14 protein-coding genes are annotated in these 22,227 nt (G+C 69.0%); 11 read left to right on the top strand and 3 right to left on the bottom strand.

Annotated features, from left to right (window positions below; all coding sequences use genetic code 11):
• Nucleotides 1-272: 272 nt before the first annotated feature.
• Together ABZS42_RS16485 and ABZS42_RS16480 are read left to right on the top strand one after the other, a co-directional pair.
• Nucleotides 273-3,338 carry a family 43 glycosylhydrolase gene (locus tag ABZS42_RS16485; protein WP_355146011.1) on the top strand — a complete coding sequence of 1,022 codons (3,066 nt, stop codon included), beginning with the start codon at nt 273-275 and terminating at the stop codon, nt 3,336-3,338.
• Between the two features lie 193 nt (nt 3,339-3,531).
• Nucleotides 3,532-5,934: a family 43 glycosylhydrolase gene (locus ABZS42_RS16480; protein WP_355146009.1), complete on the top strand. Its 2,403-nt coding sequence runs from the start codon at nt 3,532-3,534 to the stop codon at nt 5,932-5,934.
• A 61-nt stretch (nt 5,935-5,995) separates the two neighbouring features.
• Here ABZS42_RS16480 and ABZS42_RS16475 read toward each other — a convergent pair whose 3' ends face one another.
• Entirely contained in the window at nt 5,996-6,946 is a 951-nt protein-coding gene (locus ABZS42_RS16475) for an IclR family transcriptional regulator (RefSeq protein ID WP_355146007.1), read from the bottom strand.
• 60 nt (nt 6,947-7,006) lie between these two features.
• On the opposite strand from ABZS42_RS16475, the gene ABZS42_RS16470 reads away from it, so the two are divergent.
• The 7 genes from ABZS42_RS16470 to ABZS42_RS16440 all read left to right on the top strand — a co-directional run bounded on the left by ABZS42_RS16470 (nt 7,007) and on the right by ABZS42_RS16440 (nt 15,921).
• Entirely contained in the window at nt 7,007-8,254 is a 1,248-nt protein-coding gene (locus ABZS42_RS16470) for a sugar ABC transporter substrate-binding protein (RefSeq protein ID WP_355146005.1), read from the top strand.
• Nucleotides 8,255-8,329: 75 nt separating this feature from the next.
• Nucleotides 8,330-9,283, top strand: a complete 954-nt coding sequence (locus tag ABZS42_RS16465; protein WP_355146003.1) for a sugar ABC transporter permease — start codon at nt 8,330-8,332, stop codon at nt 9,281-9,283.
• Nucleotides 9,280-10,110: a carbohydrate ABC transporter permease gene (locus ABZS42_RS16460; RefSeq protein ID WP_355146001.1), complete on the top strand. Its 831-nt coding sequence runs from the start codon at nt 9,280-9,282 to the stop codon at nt 10,108-10,110. The genes ABZS42_RS16465 and ABZS42_RS16460 overlap by 4 nt, the downstream gene beginning before the upstream one ends.
• A gap of 8 nt (nt 10,111-10,118) precedes the next feature.
• Nucleotides 10,119-11,300, top strand: a complete 1,182-nt coding sequence (locus tag ABZS42_RS16455) for a mandelate racemase/muconate lactonizing enzyme family protein (RefSeq protein ID WP_355145999.1) — start codon at nt 10,119-10,121, stop codon at nt 11,298-11,300.
• Entirely contained in the window at nt 11,297-12,502 is a 1,206-nt protein-coding gene (locus ABZS42_RS16450; RefSeq protein ID WP_355145997.1) for a fumarylacetoacetate hydrolase family protein, read from the top strand. The genes ABZS42_RS16455 and ABZS42_RS16450 overlap by 4 nt, the downstream gene beginning before the upstream one ends.
• Nucleotides 12,499-14,016, top strand: a complete 1,518-nt coding sequence (locus ABZS42_RS16445) for an aldehyde dehydrogenase (NADP(+)) (protein WP_355145995.1) — start codon at nt 12,499-12,501, stop codon at nt 14,014-14,016. Before ABZS42_RS16450 ends, ABZS42_RS16445 begins: the two co-directional genes overlap by 4 nt.
• Before the next feature lie 330 nt (nt 14,017-14,346).
• A complete protein-coding gene (locus ABZS42_RS16440) occupies nt 14,347-15,921 on the top strand; it encodes an alpha/beta hydrolase-fold protein (RefSeq protein ID WP_355145993.1) in 1,575 nt (524 codons plus the stop codon).
• 211 nt (nt 15,922-16,132) lie between these two features.
• Here ABZS42_RS16440 and ABZS42_RS16435 read toward each other — a convergent pair whose 3' ends face one another.
• Entirely contained in the window at nt 16,133-17,665 is a 1,533-nt protein-coding gene (locus ABZS42_RS16435) for an alpha-N-arabinofuranosidase (protein ID WP_355145991.1), read from the bottom strand.
• Nucleotides 17,662-17,838: a hypothetical protein gene (locus ABZS42_RS16430; RefSeq protein ID WP_355145989.1), complete on the bottom strand. Its 177-nt coding sequence runs from the start codon at nt 17,836-17,838 to the stop codon at nt 17,662-17,664. Before ABZS42_RS16430 ends, ABZS42_RS16435 begins: the two co-directional genes overlap by 4 nt.
• Before the next feature lie 503 nt (nt 17,839-18,341).
• On the opposite strand from ABZS42_RS16430, the gene ABZS42_RS16425 reads away from it, so the two are divergent.
• Both ABZS42_RS16425 and ABZS42_RS16420 read left to right on the top strand, forming a co-directional pair.
• Complete coding sequence (locus ABZS42_RS16425; protein ID WP_355145987.1) at nt 18,342-20,693, top strand: glycoside hydrolase family 3 N-terminal domain-containing protein; 2,352 nt, start codon at nt 18,342-18,344, stop codon at nt 20,691-20,693.
• 334 nt (nt 20,694-21,027) lie between these two features.
• Nucleotides 21,028-22,050 carry a LacI family DNA-binding transcriptional regulator gene (locus ABZS42_RS16420; protein ID WP_355145985.1) on the top strand — a complete coding sequence of 341 codons (1,023 nt, stop codon included), beginning with the start codon at nt 21,028-21,030 and terminating at the stop codon, nt 22,048-22,050.
• Nucleotides 22,051-22,227 lie beyond the last annotated feature (177 nt).

Below are 22,227 nucleotides of genomic sequence, written 5' to 3'. Positions count from 1 at the left end.
CATGTCGAGTCCCTCGTACTCCTGGAGAGCGCGGCCACGGGCCGGGCGGCCCCCACGCAGTTGAGCGCCGTGTCTGCCGCACGTGCGCCCGGCTCGGCGTGCTCGAACCGCGCCCCACCGAGCTCTTGTCCAAAGCAGACATTCGCTGACTTTGGAGGATGAGGCCTCCCGGCGTCCCCCGGGTGGACAGCGGTCGCCCCGCCGTTGACAGTGTTTTTCATCGATGTTTCAATGGAGCACCGTGAAATGTTACCGTTAACAGTGGAGACATCATGAGCATCCGAAGGATGTCCCGGTTAGGTGTCGGGGCATCAGTAGCCGTGGTGGTGTCGGCCCTGACGTTGGCCGCACCCGCGGTCGGGGTTGTCGCCGTCGTCCTGGTTCTCGCCGCCGCGCTGGGGAAGCGGCTGGGAGGCGGTGTGACCCGGCTGCCCAGGACCGTGCGTGGACTCTCGATCGCGACCATCGGTGCGCTCGTGTGCGCCGGTCTGGTGGCGCCGGCCGGCGCGGCATCCGCCGCCGAAGGATGGACGCCCCGGTCGTCGTACACGTCGACCGACAAGGGTGACGGCTCGTACTCGGTGCCGCTGCTCAACGCCGACGTGCCGGACATCAGCGTGGAGCGGGTCCCCGCCGCGGAGAACGACGAGGGCCGCGACATCTACTACATGATCAGCACGACGATGCACCTGAGCCCCGGCGCGCCGATCATGAAGTCCTACGACCTGGTGAACTGGGAGATCGTCAACTACGTGTTCGACCGCGCGAGCATCGGGGACGCGTTCTCGCTGCGCAACGGGCAGAACTCGTACGGTCAGGGCCAGTGGGCGTCGTCCCTGCGCTACCACGACGGCATCTTCTACGCCGTCTTCAACACCAACAACCTCGGTGGGGCGTACCTCTACCGCACCGACGACATCGACAACGGCGCGTGGCAGCGCACCCCGCTGGGTCGCGGCCTGCATGACCCGTCGCTCTTCTTCGACGTCGACGGTACGGGCTACATCTTCTACGGCTCGGGCGGGACGAGCGCGGTACGCCTCAACTCCGAGCTGACCGCCATCGAGCAGACCTATTCGAACATCTTCACGGCGAACGACTACGCCGGTAAGCCGTTCATCGGAGGCCTCTTCGAGGGCGCCCAGTTCTACTACATCGACGGCTACTACTACGCGGTCATCATCACCTGGCCCTCCGGTCAGGGGCGCCAAGTGGTCATGTTCCGCTCCCGAGAGCTGCTCGGACGCTACACGTCGGCGGGTGGTGTGAACACCTACGAGGCGCGTGGGGTGCTCAACTCGAACGGCTTCGCGCAGGGCAGCCTGGTACCGATCTCCCGCGAGGGCGGCGGGACCGACTGGTACGGCATGTTCTTCCGCGACACGTTCCCGATCGGGCGCATCCCGGCACTCATCCCCGCCACCTGGCAGGACGGTTGGCCGACCTTCGGCACCAACGGGGTGGTGCCGGTGGACGGTGTGTTCGAGAAGCCGATCGAGCTCAGCCCGGCCGAGGAGCTGTTCGAGCGGCAGAAGACCATCGTCGCCTCGGACGACTTCGCCAACGACGCGCCGCACAAGAAGTACGCGGACGAGCAGTGGGCGATCCCGGAGGCGCCCGAGTACGACGAGTCCCTCATCGGCGTCGAGCTTCTGCAGAATCCCGGGATCGAGTCCGGATCGGTGTCGCCGTGGGGTGCCCAGTACGGCGCGACGCTCAGCCTGGACTCGTCCGATCCGGCCGCGGGATCGGCGGCGTTGAAGGTGAGCAACCGTACCCTCAACGGCTCCGGACCGAACCAGTTCCTCAACGGCAAGATGCAGCACGGCTTGACCTACACCGTCTCCGCGAAGATCAAGTACACCTCCGGCCCGAGCGCGGTGCAGTTCAACCTGGCCGCGGACTGGGGTGCGGGCGTGCAGGTCATGGCGTCCAGGAGCGTGCCGGTCGGGCAGTGGACGACGGTGTCGGGCCAGTACACGGTGCCGGCGACGGCGAACCTGGAGAACTTCAAGTTCGCGGTGGAGACGCCGTGGGCCAACCCGCAGCCGCCGTCGTCGAGCGTCGAGTACCTGATCGATGACCTCTCGATCGTCGGGCAGCCGGCGACGGCCGAGTACCCCGCGGAGGAGGAGATCAGGCCCAACGGGTCGCGCCTGGACGTGGCGTGGCAGTGGAACCACGCGCCCGACAACCGGTACTGGTCGCTCAAGGATCGGGACGGATGGCTGCGGCTGACGACCGGCAAGGTGGTCACCGGCGAGTACGTCTACACGAAGCTCTCCAACCGCGCCGAGCTGGCCTGGTTCGAGGAGGCGCGGAACACGTTGTCGCAGCGTACGTTCGGGCCGCGGCAGTCGGTGGAGACCAAGCTGGACATCAGCGGGATGAAGAACGGCGATGTCGCCGGTCTGGCCGCCTACAACCGCGGATTCTCGTACGTGGCGGTCAAGCGCACCGGCGGCGCGAACACCCTGGGGATCGTCAACCGGGTCCAGCCGTTCGCTGTCGACCTCGACCAGGCGACGCTGGAGAACTTCCTGCCGGGTACGACCGTGTCGCTGGGCGATGCGACCGAGGTGTACGTGAAGGCCGACCTGGACTTCGCGTCGCCGGTCGGCCAGCTGTGGACGACCTTCTACTACAGCCTCGACGGGCTCAACTGGAGCCAGCTGGGCAGCCGGGTCGGTCCACAGACGCTGGACGGCAGTCTCGCCCACTTCATGGGGCACCGGGTCGGCCTGTTCAACTACGCGACCCAGGAGACCGGTGGACACGTCGACTTCGACTACTACCTGCTCAGCGACAAGCTGACCGCGCAGAACCTGCCGCTCGACACCACCGACCTCGACGCGGCCATCGCGCACGCCGGCACCCTCGACAACCACTACTACCCGAAGGACGCGTGGGCGGAGATGCAGACCGCGCTCGCCGAGGCGAAGGCGGCGCGGGCCGGTGAGTTCGGCAGCCAGAACCAGATCGACGCGCCGGAGCGGGCACTCAGTTACCAGCTCGCCCGGCTCGGCGTGCTCAGGACCGACACGCCGTCGCTGGACCTGTCGGTGGTGGCGGGAACCCGGTGCGCCGGCGGCAAGGCGATGGTGACGGTGCAGGTCACGAACAACGAAGCGGTCCAGGTCAGGGCTTCGGCGCGGTCGCCGTACGGACAGACGCCGTTCGGAGTGCTGCCGGCGGGGAAGCAGAAGTCCCGCGTCTTCCCGACCGGCGCGGCACGTGTGCCGGCCGGCGAGGTGACGGTGACCGGGGCAGCGCGGCTGAACGGCGTGCCGGCCGAGGTGACGGTGACAGCACCGTACGAGACGCGATCCTGCGACTGAGTGAGGGACGGGGCGGCCCGGCCGGATCGGGCCGCCCCGCTCTGCAACGCACCCCTGACCCCGGTCGAGCCGGCCAGCGCACCCCGACGAGGGCCGCTGGAGCGACCGGAGTCGCTCCGGGCCGTACCGCAACCGACACCGGGCACCCACGAACCGTTTCCCGGTTCACCTCTCAGATGAAGGAGGAAGTGTCGTGGAACATCGTCTGCTGAGATCGACCCGACGGCGGATCACCGCCGTCGCGGCGGTCGTCGCACTGGTGGTGGGATCCGGCGCCGTCGCGGCGGCGCCCGTCCAAGCGGCCGGCTCGAACCTCGTCGTGAACGGCGGGTTCGAGGAAGGCCTCGCCGGCTGGTTCGCCAACGACGGCAACGCCGCCGACACCGCCACGCTGTCGACCACCACGGACGCCCACTCCGGTACGAGCGCGGTGCTCGTCACCAACCGGAGCACGACCGGCTCCGGTCCGATGCAGGACGTCTCCGGCAAGGTGCAGGCCGGTAAGACCTACCTGGTCACAGCCGAGGTGAAGTACGAGAACCCGAGCAGCCCGTCGACCAAGCAGTTCTTCGTCACCATGCACTACGGCGGCGCCACGTACACCAACCTGGGCACGGTGACCGTGCCGCGTGGCCAGTGGGGACTCATCCAGGGCACCTTCACGATTCCCGCCGGGCAGAACGTCAGCACTGCGCGGATCTTCGTCGAGACGCCGTGGACGTCGAACCCGTCGAGCGCGCCGGACACCCACCTCATGGACTTCAAGGTCGACGACGTGATGGTCCAGGAGTACACGCCGTCGAAGACCATCGAGGTCGTCGGCAAGCTCCCCGGCGAGCACAACCCACTCATCGGGCACAAGTTCGGCGCCGACGGGTTCGGCTTCGTGCACGACGGCCGGGTCTACCTCTACATGACCAACGACACCCAGGGGTACGCCCCCAACCCGTCCACCGGTGTCTCCCCGGGCATCAACTACGGCGACATCAACCAGATCACCGTCATCTCCTCCACCGACCTGGTCAACTGGACAGACCACGGCGAGATCCAGGTGGCCGGCCCGAACGGTGTGGCCCCGTTCACCGGCAACTCGTGGGCGCCCGGCATGGCCAAGCAGGTGGTGAACGGGCAGGAGAAGTTCTTCCTCTACTACGCCAACGGTGGCGGGTCGAGCAACGTGATCACCGGCAGTTCACCGGTCGGACCGTGGACCAGCGAACGCACCAGCACCCTGATCAACGGTGGCACTCCCGGCGCGGGCGACGTCGCCTGGAAGTTCGACCCGGCACCGCTGGTGGACGACGACGGCCAGGCGTATCTCTACTTCGGTGGCGGCCCGGCGTCGACGAGCCTGCCGCCGGTCGAGCGGTTCAACAACCCGAAGAACCTGCGGGGGATCAAGCTGGGCGACGACATGGTCACCACCGAGGGATCCGCGGTCGTGGTCGACGCTCCGGTCGCCTTCGAAGCGGGTCATGTGTTCAAGCGTGAGGGCAAGTACTACTTCTCGTACTCCTCGCACTTCGGCGGCAACGACTTCGGCGGCAACCAGCCGCGCGTGCCCGGTTACCCCGGCGGCGGCCAGATCGGTTACATGATCTCCGACGACCCGATGTCGTGGCCGAAGGAGACCTACGCCGGTGTGCTGTTCCCCAACCAGTCGCAGTTCTTCGGCGCCGGCACGGGCGGCAACAACCACCAGTCGGTGTTCGAGTTCGAGGGCAAGTACTACTTCACGTACCACGCCCCGACGCTGAACAAGCGGATCAACGGCGACACCACCCAGGGTTACCGCAGCCCCCACCTGCAGGAGTTGACGTTCAACCCGGACGGCACGATCCAGCAGGTCGTCGGTGACTACGCCGGCGTCGACCAGGTGCGCGACTTCGACCCCTACCGGGTGTTCGAGGCGGAGACCCTGGGCTGGAGCAAGGGCATCGCGACCGCGAAGGTCGACGGCGCCTCCGCCGAGTTCGGCGCCGCGGCACCGAACCTGGTGGTGCGTGACATCGACGACGGGGACTGGACTGCGCTGTCGTCGGTCGACTTCGGCACCGACGGTGCGGCCAGCGTGACGGCGAAGGTGCGTGCGCTGGCCGCCGGCGGGCGCGTCGAGGTGCGGTTGGACGACGTGGCGGGCCCGGTGGTCGGCGCCATCCCGGTCGACACGCCGACCGGCGAGTGGGCCGAGGTGAGCGCCGACCTTCAGGGCGCGTCGGGCGTGCACGACGTCTACTTCACCTACCGTGGCCCGGCCGGCGAGGACCTCTTCGAGATCGACTCCTGGTCGTTCGAGGCCGTACCGCCGCTGGACCTGTCCGTGACCGCGGACACCCGGTGCGTCGGCGAGAAGGTGATGGTCACGGTACGGGCGACGAACAACGAGGCGGTCCACGTGTCGGCCTCGGCGGAGTCGGCGTACGGGACGCGGCCGTTCGGGGCGGTGCCGCCCGGCAAGGAGAAGCTGCGGTCGTTCCCCAGCGGGGCGGCCGGCGTGCCGGCGGGTGAGGTGACGGTGCAGGCCACGGCGACCCGCGACGGCGAGCCGGTGTCGGCGTCGTTCACGGCGGGCTACGCCGCCCGTTCCTGCGGCTGATCGTCGTGACGGTGGCGGCGGCTCGGCATCACCGGGCCGCCGCCGACCTGACCGTCCGCGGTCAGGCGTTCAGGTCCATCGACTCGGTTCGAACGTCTGCCGGCGTACGCTGACCAGCTGGTCGTCGGGCGTCGGAAAGACCACGATCCGTCGGGGGCGGAGGCGTGTAGCCGAGCTCATGCGAGATCCGGTTCGCGGTCTCCAGGAGGAGTGGAAGACTGCTCTTCAGTTCGTCGAGGTTCGAGATGACCTCGATCGCGGTGATCGAGGCGGCCGCCATGACCCGTCCGCGTGAATCCCTGACCGGCGCGGCGACGCACATCACGTACGCGTCGTGCTCGCCGTTGTCCGTGGCCCAGCCGTGCTCGCGGATGCGGGCGAGTTCGGCTTCGAGGGAGTCGCGGTCGGCGAAGGTGGTGTCGGTGAACCGCTCGAAGGAGACGTGGGAAAGCAGCCTGTCACGTTCCTCCGTGGGCAGGTAGGCCAGGATGGTCTTGCCGACGGCGCTCGCGTAGATCGACACCGCGCGCCCCACCCGGGACGGCAACTTGACGGCGTCGAACGCCGGGCTGTCCACCTTGTCGATGTAGATGATCTCGTCGCCGGTCAACTGCGCCAGGTGCACGGTGTGGCCGGTCTCGCGCTGCAGCACGCGCAGGTGTGTGGCGGCGAACTGGCGCAGGTCCATCGAACCGAGCGCGAGCTCCGACAGTTCGATGAGGCCGCTGCCGAGCACGTACGTTCCCGCGCCGGTCCGGCGGACGAAGCGCGCGGACTCCAACGTCTGCAGGATCCGCAGGGCTGTGGACTTGTGGACGCCCAGCACGTCCGCCGCCTCGGTGAGTGACAGCGGGTGCTCTGCGGAGCGACGGATCAGGTCGATCGCGCGGCGAATCGATTGCGACAAGGCGAAGTCTCCCCTCGCGCGGCGGCGCCCTGCCGCCGCTGATATTGCAACATGCGCAATGTTAGTTCGCTCCACATGCAACCGCCACTTGACAGCGTTGCACATGTCGCTACGATCGTTGCAAATTTAATCTCGACGACTCTGACCTGTTGCAGGGGAGTAACGATGAACAAGAGACCCCTCCGCCTCCGCGTCGCCGGGGCGGTATCTGCCCTCGGCCTGGTCACCGCTCTTCTGACTGGCTGTGGCTCCGACGGCGGTTCCAGTGACGGCGTCGCGAAGCTGACCTTCGCTGCCTCGACCTTCGGCGACCCGGGCCGAGGCCCGCAACTGACGGCGTGGCTCGACGAGTTCAACAAGAGCCAGGACAAGGTTCAGGTCTCCGCCGCCGCGGTGCCGTACCCGACCTTCGGTCAGACGGTGCTCACGCAGATGGGCAGCGGCAAGGGTCCCGACCTGGTCCGCTTCGACATGCCCGAATTCGAGGCCGCCGCGGACGCCGGCCTCATCGCGCCGCTGGACAAGCTGGTCGACGCGGGCAAGTACGACCTGCTCAAGCAGCCGGACCAGTTCATGGTCCACGACGGTGTCCGGCACGGCATCATCTTCGAGGCGTCGAACTACGCGATGTTCTACAACGCGGACCTGATCCCGACGCCCCCCACCACCTACGAGCAGTTCACCGCCACGGCGAAGTCGCTGACCAAGGGCGACGTGTTCGGCCTGGCGTTCCGCCAGACCGAGGCCGAGGAGGCCGGCGTCTGGCAGGACATCTTCAACTACGTCTACGGCTTCGGCGGCGCGTGGTCCGACGGCAAGAACCTGACGATCAACTCGCCCGAGAACCTCAAGGGCCTGCAGGCGTACAAGGACCTCTACGACGCGAATGTGATCCCGCGCGGCGCGGACGCGGCGACGTTCCGGCGGATGTTCGCCGAGGGCAAAGTCGGGATGGAGCTGAACAACGGTGGGTACGTGACCGCGACGCGCGGCCAGAACCCGCAGCTGAACTTCAACGTCGCGCCCATCCCCTTCCCGGTGCGCAAGCAGGGCGCGATCCTCGCGCCGATCGTGATCAACGAGGCGAGCCCGGCCAAGGACGCGGCGGCCACGTTCATCAAGTGGGTGCTGGAGCCGCAGAACCAGGTCAAGTTGCAGGAGATTCTCGGCGCGAGCAGCGTCGCCACCACCACGCAGCGCAGTGCGGCGACGCTCGAGAAGACCCCGTTCCTCACCGTCTTCGACGAGCTCACCGAGACCAGCCTGCCGCAGATCGTGCTCGGCTTCGAGGCGAAGACGCCGGACATCCGCAAGGTCGTTGTGCAGAACGTGATCGCGGCACTGCAGGGCAAGGCCGACCTGAAGTCCGCGCTCGATCGAGCCCAGCAGCAGGCGACCGAGTTGGTCGGCTGACAGCTCGACAGGACGACGCCGCCGGCGTGAGGGTCGGCCCCGCCGGCGGCGTCCTACCCCGAAGGATCACACCCGATGACTGTGCTCGATCAAACGAGAGCACCGGGAACGACGCGCGGCCCCGGGGCACGGCGCCGGCGCAGCCCGCTCGGCAGCAAGTGGACGCCGTACCTGTTCCTGGGACCCGCCGCCCTGTTCATCCTCGTCTTCCAGGCGGTACCGCTCCTCCAGGAGATCTACCTCAGCTTCACGCGAACGTCGCTGCTCAATCCCACCCGCAGCGAGTGGGTGGGACTCGACAACTTCAACCGCATCTTCGGTGACCCGGACTTCCGGCACACCCTGCTGATCACCTTCGTCTACGTGGTCGCCTGCGTCGTCGGCGCGGTCGGCGCCGGGCTCGTCGTCGCGCTCCTGCTCAACAGGGGATTCCGCGGCCGGGGCGTGGCTCGGGCGCTGGTGACCATTCCCTGGGCCGCCCCCGGTATCGCGGTCGCGCTCATCGCGACCTGGATGCTCAACGCGCAGTACGGCATCGTCAACCGGCTGCTCGACGCGGTGGGCCTCGGCGTACCCGGCGGCGCGATCCTGGACAGTCCCCGGTACGCGCTCCCGGCGGTGCTCGCGACGACCATCTGGCAGCTCTTTCCGTTCACCTCGGTGGTGCTGCTCTCCGCTCTGCAGGCCGTTCCGCAGGATCTGAACGAGGCCGCGACCATGGACGGCGCCGGGCGGTGGGCGAGCTTCCGCGCCGTCACCTGGCAGGTCATCAAGCCGACCGTCGGACTGCTGGCCCTGCTCATGACGATCTGGTCGCTGCGGCGGTTCGAGCTGATCTGGCTCATGACCAAGGGCGGACCGGTCGGTGCGACCGAGACCCTCGTCATCGACCTCTACTCGCAGGCTTTCGACTCGAAGGAACTCGGCTCGGCGGCGGCCATCGGCATGGTCGGCGTCATCATCTCGCTCATCGTCATCACCGGCAGCCGACTGGTCGCTCGCGCCGTGGAGAAGGAGAACGTCCGATGAGGCGCTTGCGCGTCGGCCTCACCGCGCGGATCGTCGCCGTGCTCGTCGTACTGGGCATCGCGGTGTTCCCGCTGTACTGGATGCTCGTCACTGCACTGTCCAGCAACAGCGACCTGTTCGCCGAACGGCCCCGGCTGATGCCGGACCTCGGCCGGTTCGGGATCTTCGTCGACGCGTTGGCCGAGGGCAAGGCGGCCGGGTGGCTGCTCAACAGCCTGGTGATCGCCGTCGGCACGATGGTCCTCTCCGTCGGCCTGGGGATCCCGCTCGGCTACGCGCTGTCCCGGTTCTCGTTCCGGGGCAAGGCCGTGCTGACCGTGGTGCTGCTGTTCACCCAGATGCTGCCCGAGGCGCTGATGGTGGTGCCGCTGTTCGCGCTGTTCCGCCGCTTCGACCTGCTCGACTCGCTGACCGGCCTGGTCCTGGTGAACTCGGCGTTCGTCCTGCCGATCGTCGCGCTGATCCTCAAGGGCGCGATCGACGGCATCCCGAAGGAACTGGAGGAGGCGGGACGCGCCGACGGCGCACGGCCGTTCACCATCCTGACCCGTATCAACGTGCCGCTGATCGCCCCGTCGATCGCGGCGACCGCGGTCATCGCCTTCTTCCACGCCTGGAACGAGTACGTGTTCGCGGTGACGTTCGTCTTCACCCCGGAGCTGCAGCCGGCCTCCGTCGGGATCGCGAACTTCATCGGCGAGCTGGGCACACCGATCCAGACGGTGATGGCCGTCGCCTTCCTGTTCACGCTGCCCGCCGTCGCCTTCTACCTGTTGGCGCAGAAGTACGTCGTGTCCGGCATGACCGCCGGCGCGGTGAAGGGTTGACCCGACAAATGAAGATCATCTCCGTCGACACGCTGGTCGTCGACTTCTACCGCACCAACCTCGTCATCGTTCGCGTCCACACCGACGAGGGCATCGTCGGGCTCGGTGAGGCCACCCTGGAAGGCAAGGAACGGGCCGTCCTGGGCGCGATCGCCGAAGTCGCGGAAGCAGTGGTGGGCCTGGACCCCACGAAGATCTCGAAGATCCTCTACGAGCTCGCGCGAGACTGGTACTGGCGTGGCGGGCCGGTCGTCATGACCGCGTTGAGCTCGCTGGAGATGGCGCTGTGGGACATCTCGGCCCGAGACCTCGGCGTCCCCGTCTCGCGGCTGCTCGGCGGTGCGACGAGGGATCGCGTGCGCGCGTACGCGAACGGCTGGTTCTCGGGTGCCGTCACACCGGAGGACTACGCGGCCGCCGCACGCAAGACGGTGGAGACCGGCTTCCGTGGCCTCAAATGGGATCCGTTCGAGAACTACGACCTGACCATCACGACCCAGCAGCTGGACCGGGTGCTCGCCCAGATCGACGCCGTCCGCGCTGCGGTGGGCCGCGAGGTCGAACTGTTCATCGAGGGACACGGCCGGTTCGACGTGCGTCACGCGATCAAGATCGCGAAGGAGATCGCGCAGTTCGACCCGGTGTGGTTCGAGGAGCCGTGCCCGCCGGACAACCTCGACGCACTGGTCGACATCCGCCGTGCCTCGCCCGTGCCCATCGCCGCGGGGGAGCGGTGGTACGGTCGGCAGGGCTTCGCGCCGGCGCTCGCCCGCCAGGCGGTCGACTTCGTCCAACCCGACGTGACGCACGCCGGCGGGATCGCCGAGCTCGCCTTCATCTCGACGCTCGCCTCGACCAGCTATGTGGGATTCGCGCCGCACAACCCGAGCGGTCCGCTCAGTACGGCCGCGACGCTCCAGCTCGGCGCGACGCTGCCCAACTTCCGGTACCTGGAGATCATGGCGACGGACGTACCCTGGCGCCCCGAGATCACCAACGAACGGCTGGTGCTGACCGACGACGGTGACCTGCTGATACCGACCGGGATCGGCCTGGGCATCGAGGTCGACCTCGACGCGATCGAGCGCCACCCGTTCACACCGCACCCGATGCGCATGTTCCGTGACGCCGTCTACGACATTCGTCCGCGCGACGAGCGGTCGTTCTTCAACCTGGAGAGCGGCTCATGACCGTGCCACGTCCCCGGGCCGCCGAGCCGCAATGGTGCGCGACCGCCACCGACGCGTTGCCGTACGACGGCGAACAGAGCGTGCTCGTCGGCCGGATCTGGGACCCGTCGGTCGATGGACCGTCACCGGTGGTCGTACGCGACGGCGAGGTCTTCGACGTCAGTCACCGGTTCCCGACGGTCCGCGACATCTGCGAGCTTCCCGATCCCGCCGCGGTGGTCGCCGGGCTCGACGGACGGCGGGTGGGCGGATTCGGGGAGATCCTGGCCAACACTGGCGCCGAGACCCGCGACCCCGGCCAGCCCTGGCTGCTCGCCCCGGTCGATCTTCAGGCGCTCAAGGCCGCCGGGGTGACCTTCCCGGTCTCGATGATCGAACGCGTCATCGAGGAGCGGGCCAGGGGAGACCTCGCGCTGGCGGCGGACATCCGTCACCGGATGCTCGCTGACATCGGTGTCGACCTGCACGGCCTGGTCTCCGGCTCGGCGGAGGCGGAGCGGCTGAAGAGTCTGCTGGTCGCCGAGGGCGTCTGGAGCCAGTACCTGGAGGTGGGAATCGGACCGGACGCGGAGATCTTCACCAAGGGTCAGATCCTCTCCGCCGTCGGCACCGCGGTCCCGGTCGGCGTGCTCGCCGCGTCGACCTGGAACAACCCGGAGCCCGAGGTCGCTCTCATCGTCGCGTCCAGCGGCCGGATCGTCGGCGCCACCCTCGGCAACGACGTGAACCTGCGGGATGTCGAGGGGCGCTCGGCGCTGCTGCTGCCCAAAGCGAAGGACAACAACGCCTCCTGTGCGCTCGGCCCCTTGATCCGGCTTTTCGACGAGCGGTTCGGCCTGGAACGGGTGCGCGAGCTCGAGGTGCGCCTGCAGGTCCAGGGCGCGGACGGCTTCCAGCTGGAGGCGGTCTCGGAGATGTCCCGGATGTCGCGCGAACCGGAAGCGCTGGTGCGGCAGTTGATCGGCCCGCACCACCAGTATCCCGACGGAGCCGTCCTGATGCTCGGGACCATGTTCGCGCCCGTCCAGGACCGGGACCGCCCCGGTGACGGGTTCACCCACAAACTCGACGACGTGGTCCGGATCAGCTGCCCGGCGCTCGGCACCCTGGTCAACCGGGTGCGGCACGCGGAGGAGTGCGCGCCCTGGCAGTTCGGCGTCCGGGACCTCATGGGAAACCTCGTCAGGAGGGGACTGCTGTGAACGTGGTGACCACAGTCGACCCGCGCGACGGCCGGAGCCGCTCGACCGACCTCACCGAGACCGGCGATGCCCGGCTGGAGACGATCGCCGGCCAGGCGTCCCGGGCGGCGCGGTGGCTGTCCGGTCTGGGGAGACTCGGCAGAGCCGCGATGCTGGACGCGATCGGCGAGTCACTGGAGTCCCGCCGCGCGGAACTGGTCGCGACCGCGGAGGCGGAGACGGGACTGAGCCGTGCACGCCTCGATCAGGAAGTCACCCGGGCGGCCGTCCAGTTCCGGTTGTTCGGGGACGTGCTGCGCGACGGCGGGTACCTCGAGGCAATGATCGACCACGCCGCCGACACCCCGCTCGGGCCCGGCCCGGATCTGCGGCGCATGCTCGTGCCCCTCGGGCCGGTGGCCGTCTTCGGCGCCAGCAACTTCCCGTTCGCCTTCTCGGTCGCCGGCGGCGACACCGCCTCCGCGCTCGCCGCCGGCTGTCCCGTCCTCGTGAAGGCCCACCCGTCCCACCCGCTGACGTCGCACGCCTCGGGCGAGGCGATCGAGTCGGCCGTCAGCGGTATGGGCGGCCCTGACGGTGTGATCGCGCTCGTGTACGGGGAGCAGGCCGGCCGTTCGCTGGTGCGCCACCCCCTGGTCCGCGCGGCGGCCCTGACCGGTTCCCTCGGCGCCGCCCGGGCCATCCAGGCGGCCATCGACGAACGAGCCGATCCGATTCCCCTGTACGCCGAGCTGAGCAGCGTGAATCCGATAGTGGTCCTGCCCGCGGCGGCCGCCGACCGGGGCGACCGGATCGCCGAGGGGCTGTTCGCCTCCTTCACCGGCTCGGGCGGCCAGTTGTGCACCAAGCCCGGGCTGGCCTTCATCCCGTCGGATCCGGGTGGCGACCAGCTCGTCGACACCCTGCGGTCAAGGGTGGCCTCCGCGGGCGGCGCGGTCCTGCTGAACGAGCGCGTCCGTGACGCGTTCGTGAACCGGGCCGCGGCGTTCGAGCGCGCCGGCGCGCGGGTGTCCGCACGGCCCCAGGTCCAACCGGGTGCGGGATTCATCGTTCCGCCGGCTCTCCTGGAGGTCGGTCTGCCGGACCTGACCGCCGAGATCGCCGACGAGTGCTTCGGCCCGCTCATGGTCGTGGTCCGGTACGGCGAGGTCGCCGAGCTGGACGTCGCGCTCGCGACGGTGCCGCCGTCGCTCACCGGCTCCATCCACAGCGTGGCCGGCGACGACGCCGCGGTGGTGCGCCGGCTGGTCGACGTGCTGGCCGCCCGTGTTGGTCGCATCGTCTTCGACGGTTATCCCACCGGGGTTCGCGTCTCGTGGGCCCAGCAACACGGTGGGCCCTGGCCGTCGACCAACGCGGTGCACACCTCGGTGGGCGCCACCTCGCTCCGTCGATTCCTTCGTCCGATGGCGTGGCAGGACGCTCCGGAATGGATCCTGCCCGAGGAACTGCGAGATGAATACCGGGTCATTCCCCGGCGGGTCGATGGGAGGTTGGAACCAGGAATGGAATAGCGCGCCGACAGGTAGCTCCCGTCAAGCGCTTCGTGGCGATAACCGACGGCTCTTGATTGCTCCAACGACCAAAACCTGGGGACGAATCTGCGCGCCAGCACTTCTGGCGCCGATTCTGCTTGTCCTAATTGCATTCCTTGCGATTCGACAAAGCGATTTCCTCGACAGGCATTGACCGGCAATCAAACTCATGGTTATATTTTTGGCAGGGAACGATGTTAACGCTCACATGGCGGCATCGCTCGTCACTGGTATCCGTTCACCTCACCATCGAATGGTCGGTCGGCCGCTCGATGCGGTCTGACCACAAGCCGAAGAGGGAGCAGGAACATGCCCGTTGCACCTCCCCGTCCCCTGACGCCGGCGCCGAGACGGCGGCTGATGCTCGCACTGCTCGCCACCGTCACCGTCGCGGCCGCATCGGTCGCCGCCCCTGCGGCGTCGGCCGCCCCACCCGCACCCGTGGGGCCGACCGTCATCCGGACCGACCAGCCGCCGACCGGGTACTCGGTCACCTTCAGGTACCGGGCGCCCGCGGATGTCCAGCAGGTCCACATCTACGGCGACTGGTTCTACTCGCGGCCGGAGAACATCCAATGCCAGGACTGCGGCGACGCCCGGCCACCCGCCGAGTGGCAGCCGGGCGACGTCGCGGCCACCCCGTGGCACATCCAGGCCATGCAGAAGGGCCCCGACGGGGTGTGGACGTTCACCACACCGCTGCCCGCGGGCTCCTTCCGCTACGCGTTCACCCACGACTGCAGCAACGAACTCGCCACCGGCTGCACCCTGCACGACGACCCCGCCAACCCGTGGCAGATCCAACCGCAGTACCCGGGCGCGCCCGGTGCCGTACGCAGCACCATCTACGTCCCGACCAGCAACAAGTTCCCGACGTACGACACCGGCTACCAGGCGCCGGTCGGCAAGCTCGGCACGCTGGAGACCCGGCGGTACACCTCGCCGCTGTCGACCAACCCGGCGGGGGTGCACGACATCGTCGTCTACCTGCCGCACGGCTACGACCCCAACCGGGCCAAGCCGTACCCGACCCTGTACCTGAGCCACGGCGGTGGTGACCACTCGACCGCCTGGACGATGCAGGGCGTGGCCCACCTCATCCTGGAGAACGCGATCAAGGATCGGGCCGTGGAGCCGATGGTGATCGTGTCCACCGACTTCAACGGCCTTCCCGGCGGCAACGAGGGCTACGTCAACGAGCTGCGCAACAACATCTTCCCGTTCGTCGAGCAGAACTACCACGTCTCCACCCGCCCGCAGGACCGGGCGTTCGGCGGCTTCTCCGCAGGTGGCAGCCGGGCATACACCCTCATGTACAACCACACCGACCTGTTCGGCTACCACGCGGCCTGGAGCGCCGGCGGACCGGCCGCCAACCAGGCGCAGCTCGACCGCATGAAGGCGGTGACCGGCGGCATCATGATCGGCACCGGGCTCCAGGACCGCCTGGGCAACATCGCCGAGAACTCGCAGCGGAACGCCGCCGCCCTGCGGGCCGCCGGCGTCGAACTCGACGAGTACAACGTGCCCGGCGTGCACACCTGGCACGTCTGGCGCCCGCTGCTGAACCACTACCTGCGCGACCTGGCGTTCCGCACCACCACGACCGGCCTCGACGTCGAGACCGCGCCCGCGGGCGCCTCGCACAACACCAAGGTCACCGCCACCGCGACGGTGGACGCGGTCAGCACCAGCATGGCCGCCACCTCCGGCAAGGTCGACTTCTACGCCGGCGACACGTACCTCGGCTCCGCTCCGGTGCACAAGGGAGTCGCCCGGCTGAAGAAGACGCTCAACGGCGAGCTCGACGCCCCGGTCGTCGCCCACTACCAGGGCGACAAGCTCTTCAACGGTTCGCAGAGCACACCGGTCGGCGCCCAGTGACACCGGGCACCGTGCCGACCTCCTAGCCCCGGCGAGGAAGCCCCGGCCGCTTACCCCCGGTCACACCGGGAGTGGGCGGCCGGGGCATGTCACCTCGGCGCCGTGCGAGGGACGGCGCGCCTCGTGGCAGTGCCGGCCACGCCCGGCACTGCTGCGCGCCGGGACCGGCTCGGCCGGCCGGGCCGACCGTGCCGCCCAGGCGGACGGCCGGTCAGGTGTTCATGGGCTCGCCGGGGCCGACCGTCAACCGCACCAGGTTCCAGGACGCGGGCGGGACGGTCAGCCGGATCTCGGAGCCGACCCGCCGTACCGTGTCGTTGGGGCGGGGGGCGGCGTGGTCCGGGCCGTCGGCGGTGTTCCTCGCGTCGAGGTCGGTGCCGCCGACGGTCACGCACTCGATGATCCCGCGCACCTCGGCGCCGCTGAGGTCGACGGTCACCTCGGCGGGTGCGGCCAGGGCACGGTTGACCAGGAACACGGCCATCTCGCCGGCGGTGTCGTCCCAGGTGGCGACCGCGTCCACCGCATCGATCTCGCCGTGCCGGTCGGTGGTCGTCGTGCTGCCGTCACGGAGTACGTCGAGGACGGCTCCGCGGGCGTGCCGGGCGGTGCGGGCGAAGGGGTGGAAGATGGTCTGGCGCCAGGCCGATCCGCCCGGTTCGGTCATGATCGGTGCGATGACGTTGACCAGCTGGGCCTGGCAGGCCGCAGTGACCCGGTCGCTGTGCCGGAGCAGGCTGATGAGCAGGCCGCCGACGACGACGGCGTCGGCCACGCTGTAGTGATCCTCCAGCAACGGCGGTGCGACCGGCCAGTCCTCGCCGCTGGGCGGCGTCGACGGCGCGGCGGACTGGTACCAGACGTTCCACTCGTCGAACGCGATCATGATCTTCTTGCTGGATCGGCGGATCGCCCCGACGGAGTCGGCGATGGCGGTGACGGCGTCGATGTACCTGTCCATCTCCACAGCGGAGGCGAGGAAGCTGGGCAGGTCGTCGTCGACCGGCTGGTAGTAGGCGTGCAGGGAGATCAGGTCGATGTCGTCGTACGCCTCGGTGAGAACGTCGCGTTCCCAGCTGCCGAAGGTGGGCATGCCCATGTGTGACGACCCGCAGGCGATGAGTTCGAGGGCGGGATCGAAACGGCGCATGGCCTTGGCGGTCTGCGCGGCGAGGCGCCCGTACTCGGGTGCGCTCCGCGCGCCCACCTGCCACGGGCCGTCCATCTCGTTGCCGAGGCACCACAGCCTGATCCCGTACGGGTCGGTCGCCCCGTTGTCGCGGCGCTGGTCGGCGAGGTGGCTGCCAGCGCGGTGATTGGCGTATTCGAGCAGGTCGACGGCTTCGGCGGTGCCGCGGGTGCCGAGGTTGACCGCCATGATCGGTTCGGTGCCGGCCTTGCGGACCCAGCGCATGAACTCGTCGAGCCCGAACGCGTTGGTCTCCAGGCTGTGCCAGGCGAGGTCGAGCCGAGCCGGCCGTCGGTCGATCGGGCCGACGCCGTCCTCCCAACGGTAGGAGGAGACGAAGTTGCCGCCCGGATAGCGGACCGTGGTGACGCCCAACTCCCGTACGAGCGCGAGGACGTCGCGCCGGAACCCGTCCGGGTCGGCAGTCGGGTGCTCCGGCTCGTAGATGCCGGTGTAGACGCAGCGGCCCAGATGCTCCACGAACGACCCGAAGAGCCGGCGCGGTACCGGTGCGACGCGCCGGCGTGGGTCCAGCATCAAGCGCGTGCTGTTCACGACGCCTCCCGGCGGACCATCGACCCGGGCTTGGCTCGCAGGTTCCGCCACGCGCGGGCCGGCAGCCCGTCGCGTCGGGGGCGTGGGATCTCGGCGCCGGCCAGGTGCTCCGGCGCATCGTCGAGTTGGGTGTTCAGGGGGGTGGCTCCCTTCGTGCATGATCCCGATGCCACGATCTGCGCCGCTGCTCGGGACCGAGGGGTGGTGGGGCCGGTGTGAGCTCTGGACAACTCGACCGTCATCAATTACGGTCACGATCAATGTAATCGTTATCGATTACGTTTACGTTAAGGGACGCGCTGCCCTCGATCAATGTCTGGCCCGGGCCGCGCCTGAGCGATCGGCTCCGCGGTCGTCGGGCGCGCGGCAACCCCGCAACGGTGCCGGCAGAGATCAGGGCGATCGTCCCGATCCTCCTTGCTCCGACTACGGCCGGCGGCCGCGCCGGACCCGGCCCGAAGTGGACCGATGGTCCTCGATGGCCGGGCATGGGGGCGGTGGCAGCCGTGACGGGGGACGCGGCCGGGGACATGCAGCGTCCCGACCGGTGAGGCCGAAGACAGGTTGTGGCGGCGATTGGGGTGACCGGATGACCACTGTGAAGCCGGAGGCTGGGGCGACCTACGCCGATGCGACAGCGTCTGTCGCGGAACGAGTGTCGGATCTGCTGACACGAATGACCCGCGAGGAGAAACTCGCGCAACTGGGCAGCACCTGGGCGTTCCGGGTGCTGGAGGGCGGACGGTTCTCCGCGGAGCGGGCCCGGCCGATCCTCGGCCACGGCCTGGGCCACGTGACCCGCGTCGCGGGCGCGACCAGCCTGAAGGCGGTACAGGTGGCGCGTGCCGCCAACGCGATCCAGCGGTTCCTGCTGACCGAGACCCGGCTGGGCATCCCGGCGATCGTGCACGAGGAGGTCTGCTCGGGAGTGATGGCGCGCGAGGCCACCATATTCCCGCAGGCGATCGGCGTCGCGAGCACCTGGGCGCCCGAGCTCAACGGACAACTGGCGGACGCCGTTCGCGCTCAGATGCGGGCCACGGGCAGCCACCAGGGGCTCTCACCGGTGCTGGACGTGGTCCGTGACCCGCGGTGGGGCCGGACGGAGGAGAGCTACGGCGAGGATCCGTATCTGGTGGCCCGGATGGGCGTGGCGTTCGTCCGGGGCCTCCAGGGCGCCGACCTGACCGACGGCGTCCTCGCGACGGCCAAGCACTTCGTCGGCTACGGCGCGTCCGAAGGCGGGTTGAACTGGGCGCCGGCCCAGCTGCCACCGCGTCTGCTGCGTGAGGTGTATCTGTATCCGTTCGAGGCGGCGGTCCGCGAGGGCGGGCTCCAGTCGGTGATGGCCGGCTACCACGAGCTCGACGGCATCCCCTGCCACGCCAACCGGGAACTCCTCGCCGACATCCTCCGCAGCCAGTGGGGCTTCGCGGGCAGCGTGGTGTCCGACTACTTCGCCGTCAACGACCTCCACTCCTACCACCACTTCGCGCAGGACAGGCAGCAAGCCGCGATGCTGGCCCTCGACGCGGGTGTCGACGTCGAGCTTCCGGCGACGGACGCGTACGCCGACGCGCTCAGGCACGCCCTGGACGCCGGCGAGGTCAGCGAGGCCCGGCTGGACGAAGCGGTCTCGCGGGTGCTGCGCCACAAGTTCGAACTCGGGCTGTTCGAGGACCCGTACGTCGACGAGGGCGCGGTCCTGACGACGGTGCACGCCCAGCGGCATCGGGACGTGGCGCTCGAGATCGCGCGCCGCAGCCTCGTCCTGCTCAAGAACGCCGGTGTCCTGCCGCTGCCCGCCGGGCCGGGAGGGGTCGCTCTCATCGGGCCGAATGCCGACGACGCCCGACACCTGCTCGGTGACTACTCGTTCGCGGCCCACATCGAGGCCCTGACCGAGGCACGCGAGCGGCGGGGCCTGCTCGGCGAGATGATGACGATCCCGGACGACCTGGAGATCGACGAGAGCACCGACGGTGTGCCCACGGTCCGGGACGAACTCACGGCCCGGCTGGGCGACCGGCTGCGCCACGTGCCGGGTTGCGATGTGGTCGATCCGTCCACGGAAGGGTTCGCCGCGGCCGTCGCGGCGGCCGCCGCCGCGGACGTCGCCGTGCTGGTGCTGGGGGACCGCTCGGGGCTGACGCCCAGGGCGACCACGGGCGAGTCGCGGGACAGGTCCAGCCTGGACCTTCCCGGCGTACAGGAGGACCTGGTCCGCGCGGTCGTAGCCACCGGTACCCCCGTCGTGGCGGTGCTCGTCGCCGGTCGACCGGTCGGCAGCGACTTCCTGCACGAGAAGTGCGCCGCGGTGCTGATGGCCTGGCTGCCCGGCGAGACCGGAGCCCAGGCGATCGCCGAGGTGCTGCTCGGTGAGGTGAACCCGAGCGGAAAGCTGCCCATCTCGTATCCGCGTACGGTGGGTCAGATCCCCGTCTTCTACGGCCACAAGGTGTCCGGCGGCCGGTCGCACTGGCACGGCGACTACGTGGATTCGCCGGTCAGCCCGCGCTACGCCTTCGGCCACGGCCTGGGATACGCGCCCTTCACGCTCGACCGGGCCACGGTGGAAGCCGCGGAGGTCCGGGCCGGAGACAGCGTCGGCGTCGAGGTCACGGTCACCAACACCGGAGACCGGGCCGGCGAGGAGGTCGTCCAGCTCTACGTCCGTGACCCGCAGGCAACGGTCACCCGACCGGTGCTGGAACTGAAGGGCTTCGCCCGGGTGTCGGCCGCCGCCGGTCAGCGGGTGGCGGTGCGATTCGAGCTGCCCACCGGACAGCTGGGCTTCTACGACCGCGACATGAACTACACCGTGGAACCTGGCGAGATCGAGGTCTACGTCGGCTCCTCGGCCCACGACCGCACCCTCGCCGGCAGCTTCGTCATCCGTGCGGACGCGAACCGGCCGGTGACACCGAAGGCGTACACGGGCACGACCGAAGTCCGCGACCTGTGCGGCGGGGCTGGCGCGCCGGCGCTCGGCGGAGACGGCGGGGGGACGGGTACGGGTCGGCGCTGACGTGACCGCGACGCGTGGTCGTGGTGCCGGATTGCGCTTTTGTGCCGGCCGTGCCGCACCGCGAAATCAATCCACACGAACGATCACACCTACGGGTTACCGGGCCGCGACCCACCGGAAACGGGTTGCCGCATTGGGGCCTCGAGGGTGACGACCGCTCGCCCGTGCACAGCAGCGGCCGGTCACTGATTGCGCCATTGTGCGTCTCCGGGTGAGCGGTCACAACCGGGGTTGCGAGAGATCGAAGAGGTCTTGTGTTTGTAATCGTTACCGGTTACGTTGACAACACCCTGGAAACGTAACCGATAACGATTGCAGGCCAGAGAGAGCGGGCATGACCGAAGTCAATGCGCCGGTAACGATGAGTGACGTCGCTCGGGCGGCCGGCGTTTCCACCGCCACCGTCTCGCGCGTGGTCAACGGACATTACGGCGTCAGTGCCCACACGAGCGCGCAGGTTCGTTCAGCCATCGAGCGACTCGGCTACGAGTCCAGCCTGGTGGCGACGAGCCTTCGGCGCAGCCGCACAAATGTCCTGGGGCTTGTCACGCACAGTTTCCAGTCGTACACGGCGGAGGTGCTCAAGGGGGTGATGCAGGCCCTGACTCGCTCCGGATTCGACCTCATCATCTACGCCAACAGTGATCTCTACGGGTCGTATTCGGAGGGCTGGGAGCAGCGGCATCTGACCCGCCTGTCGGGCACTCTCACCGACGGCTGCATCGTGGTCACGCCCTGGGGTGAGGTGCAGAGCCGGACGCCGGTCGTGGCCATCGACCCGGCGAGGCACTCGACAGCGCCCGCGGTGACCGCCGACAACCTCGCCGGTGCCACCGCCGCTGTCGAGCACCTGCTCGGCCTGGGCCACCGGCGCATCGGGTTCATCGCCGGCCGGTCCAACCTGGCGGCGGCCTGGTCGCGAGAGGAGGGTTACCGGAGCGCGCTGACCGGCGCGGGCGTCCCGGTCGACCTGACGTTGATCGGCAGAGGCGATTTCAACCCCGAGTCCGCATCTCCCCTGGCGCGTGCCCTGTTGCAACGGGCGGACCGGCCGACGGCGATCTTCGCGGCGAGCGACGGGATGGCGCTCAAGGTTCTCGAAGCGGCGAAGGAACTGGGACTCTCCGTGCCCGGGGACCTCTCGGTCGTCGGGTTCGACAACATCCCGGAGTCGGCGTTGACCGAGCCGGGGCTGACCACTGTGGACCAGTCGATGTACCAGCTCGGATACGAGGCCGCGCGGATGCTGAAGGCACTGGTGACCGGCGAGTGGGAGGGGCCGCGCCAGATGGTGCTGCCGACCAGTCTCGTGGTCCGCGGCTCGACCGCGCCGCCGAAGAGCATCACAAGATCCTGAAACGCCTCCGGTGTGGCCGCCTGGTCGCATCGGACACCGAAGCCGCACCGGGCGATCACGTCAGGTGCGTCCGCGACGAACCTGTGAAGGAGGCACGGACGCAGAGCGGCAGCGAAATCCACCGATGAGTTGAGCCGGCCAGTCGGGTCGCATCCGCGGTCGGCACAGAAAAGGAGT

The organism is Micromonospora sp. NPDC005367 (genome assembly GCF_040606825.1).
Lineage (GTDB): Bacteria > Actinomycetota > Actinomycetes > Mycobacteriales > Micromonosporaceae > Micromonospora.
This window is presented reverse-complemented; position numbering and strand designations above follow the sequence as displayed.

Excerpts from the sequence above, each read along its gene's own strand:
- ABZS42_RS16485 (WP_355146011.1), top strand. The coding sequence starts at position 273 with ATGAGCATCCGAAGGATGTCCCGGTTAGGTGTCGGGGCATCAGTAGCC.
- ABZS42_RS16475 (WP_355146007.1), bottom strand. The coding sequence starts at position 6,946 with ATGTGCAACGCTGTCAAGTGGCGGTTGCATGTGGAGCGAACTAACATT.
- ABZS42_RS16470 (WP_355146005.1), top strand. The coding sequence starts at position 7,007 with ATGAACAAGAGACCCCTCCGCCTCCGCGTCGCCGGGGCGGTATCTGCC.
- ABZS42_RS16465 (WP_355146003.1), top strand. The coding sequence starts at position 8,330 with ATGACTGTGCTCGATCAAACGAGAGCACCGGGAACGACGCGCGGCCCC.
- ABZS42_RS16460 (WP_355146001.1), top strand. The coding sequence starts at position 9,280 with ATGAGGCGCTTGCGCGTCGGCCTCACCGCGCGGATCGTCGCCGTGCTC.
- ABZS42_RS16455 (WP_355145999.1), top strand. The coding sequence starts at position 10,119 with ATGAAGATCATCTCCGTCGACACGCTGGTCGTCGACTTCTACCGCACC.
- ABZS42_RS16450 (WP_355145997.1), top strand. The coding sequence starts at position 11,297 with ATGACCGTGCCACGTCCCCGGGCCGCCGAGCCGCAATGGTGCGCGACC.
- ABZS42_RS16440 (WP_355145993.1), top strand. The coding sequence starts at position 14,347 with ATGCCCGTTGCACCTCCCCGTCCCCTGACGCCGGCGCCGAGACGGCGG.
- ABZS42_RS16425 (WP_355145987.1), top strand. The coding sequence starts at position 18,342 with ATGACCCGCGAGGAGAAACTCGCGCAACTGGGCAGCACCTGGGCGTTC.
- ABZS42_RS16420 (WP_355145985.1), top strand. The coding sequence starts at position 21,028 with ATGACCGAAGTCAATGCGCCGGTAACGATGAGTGACGTCGCTCGGGCG.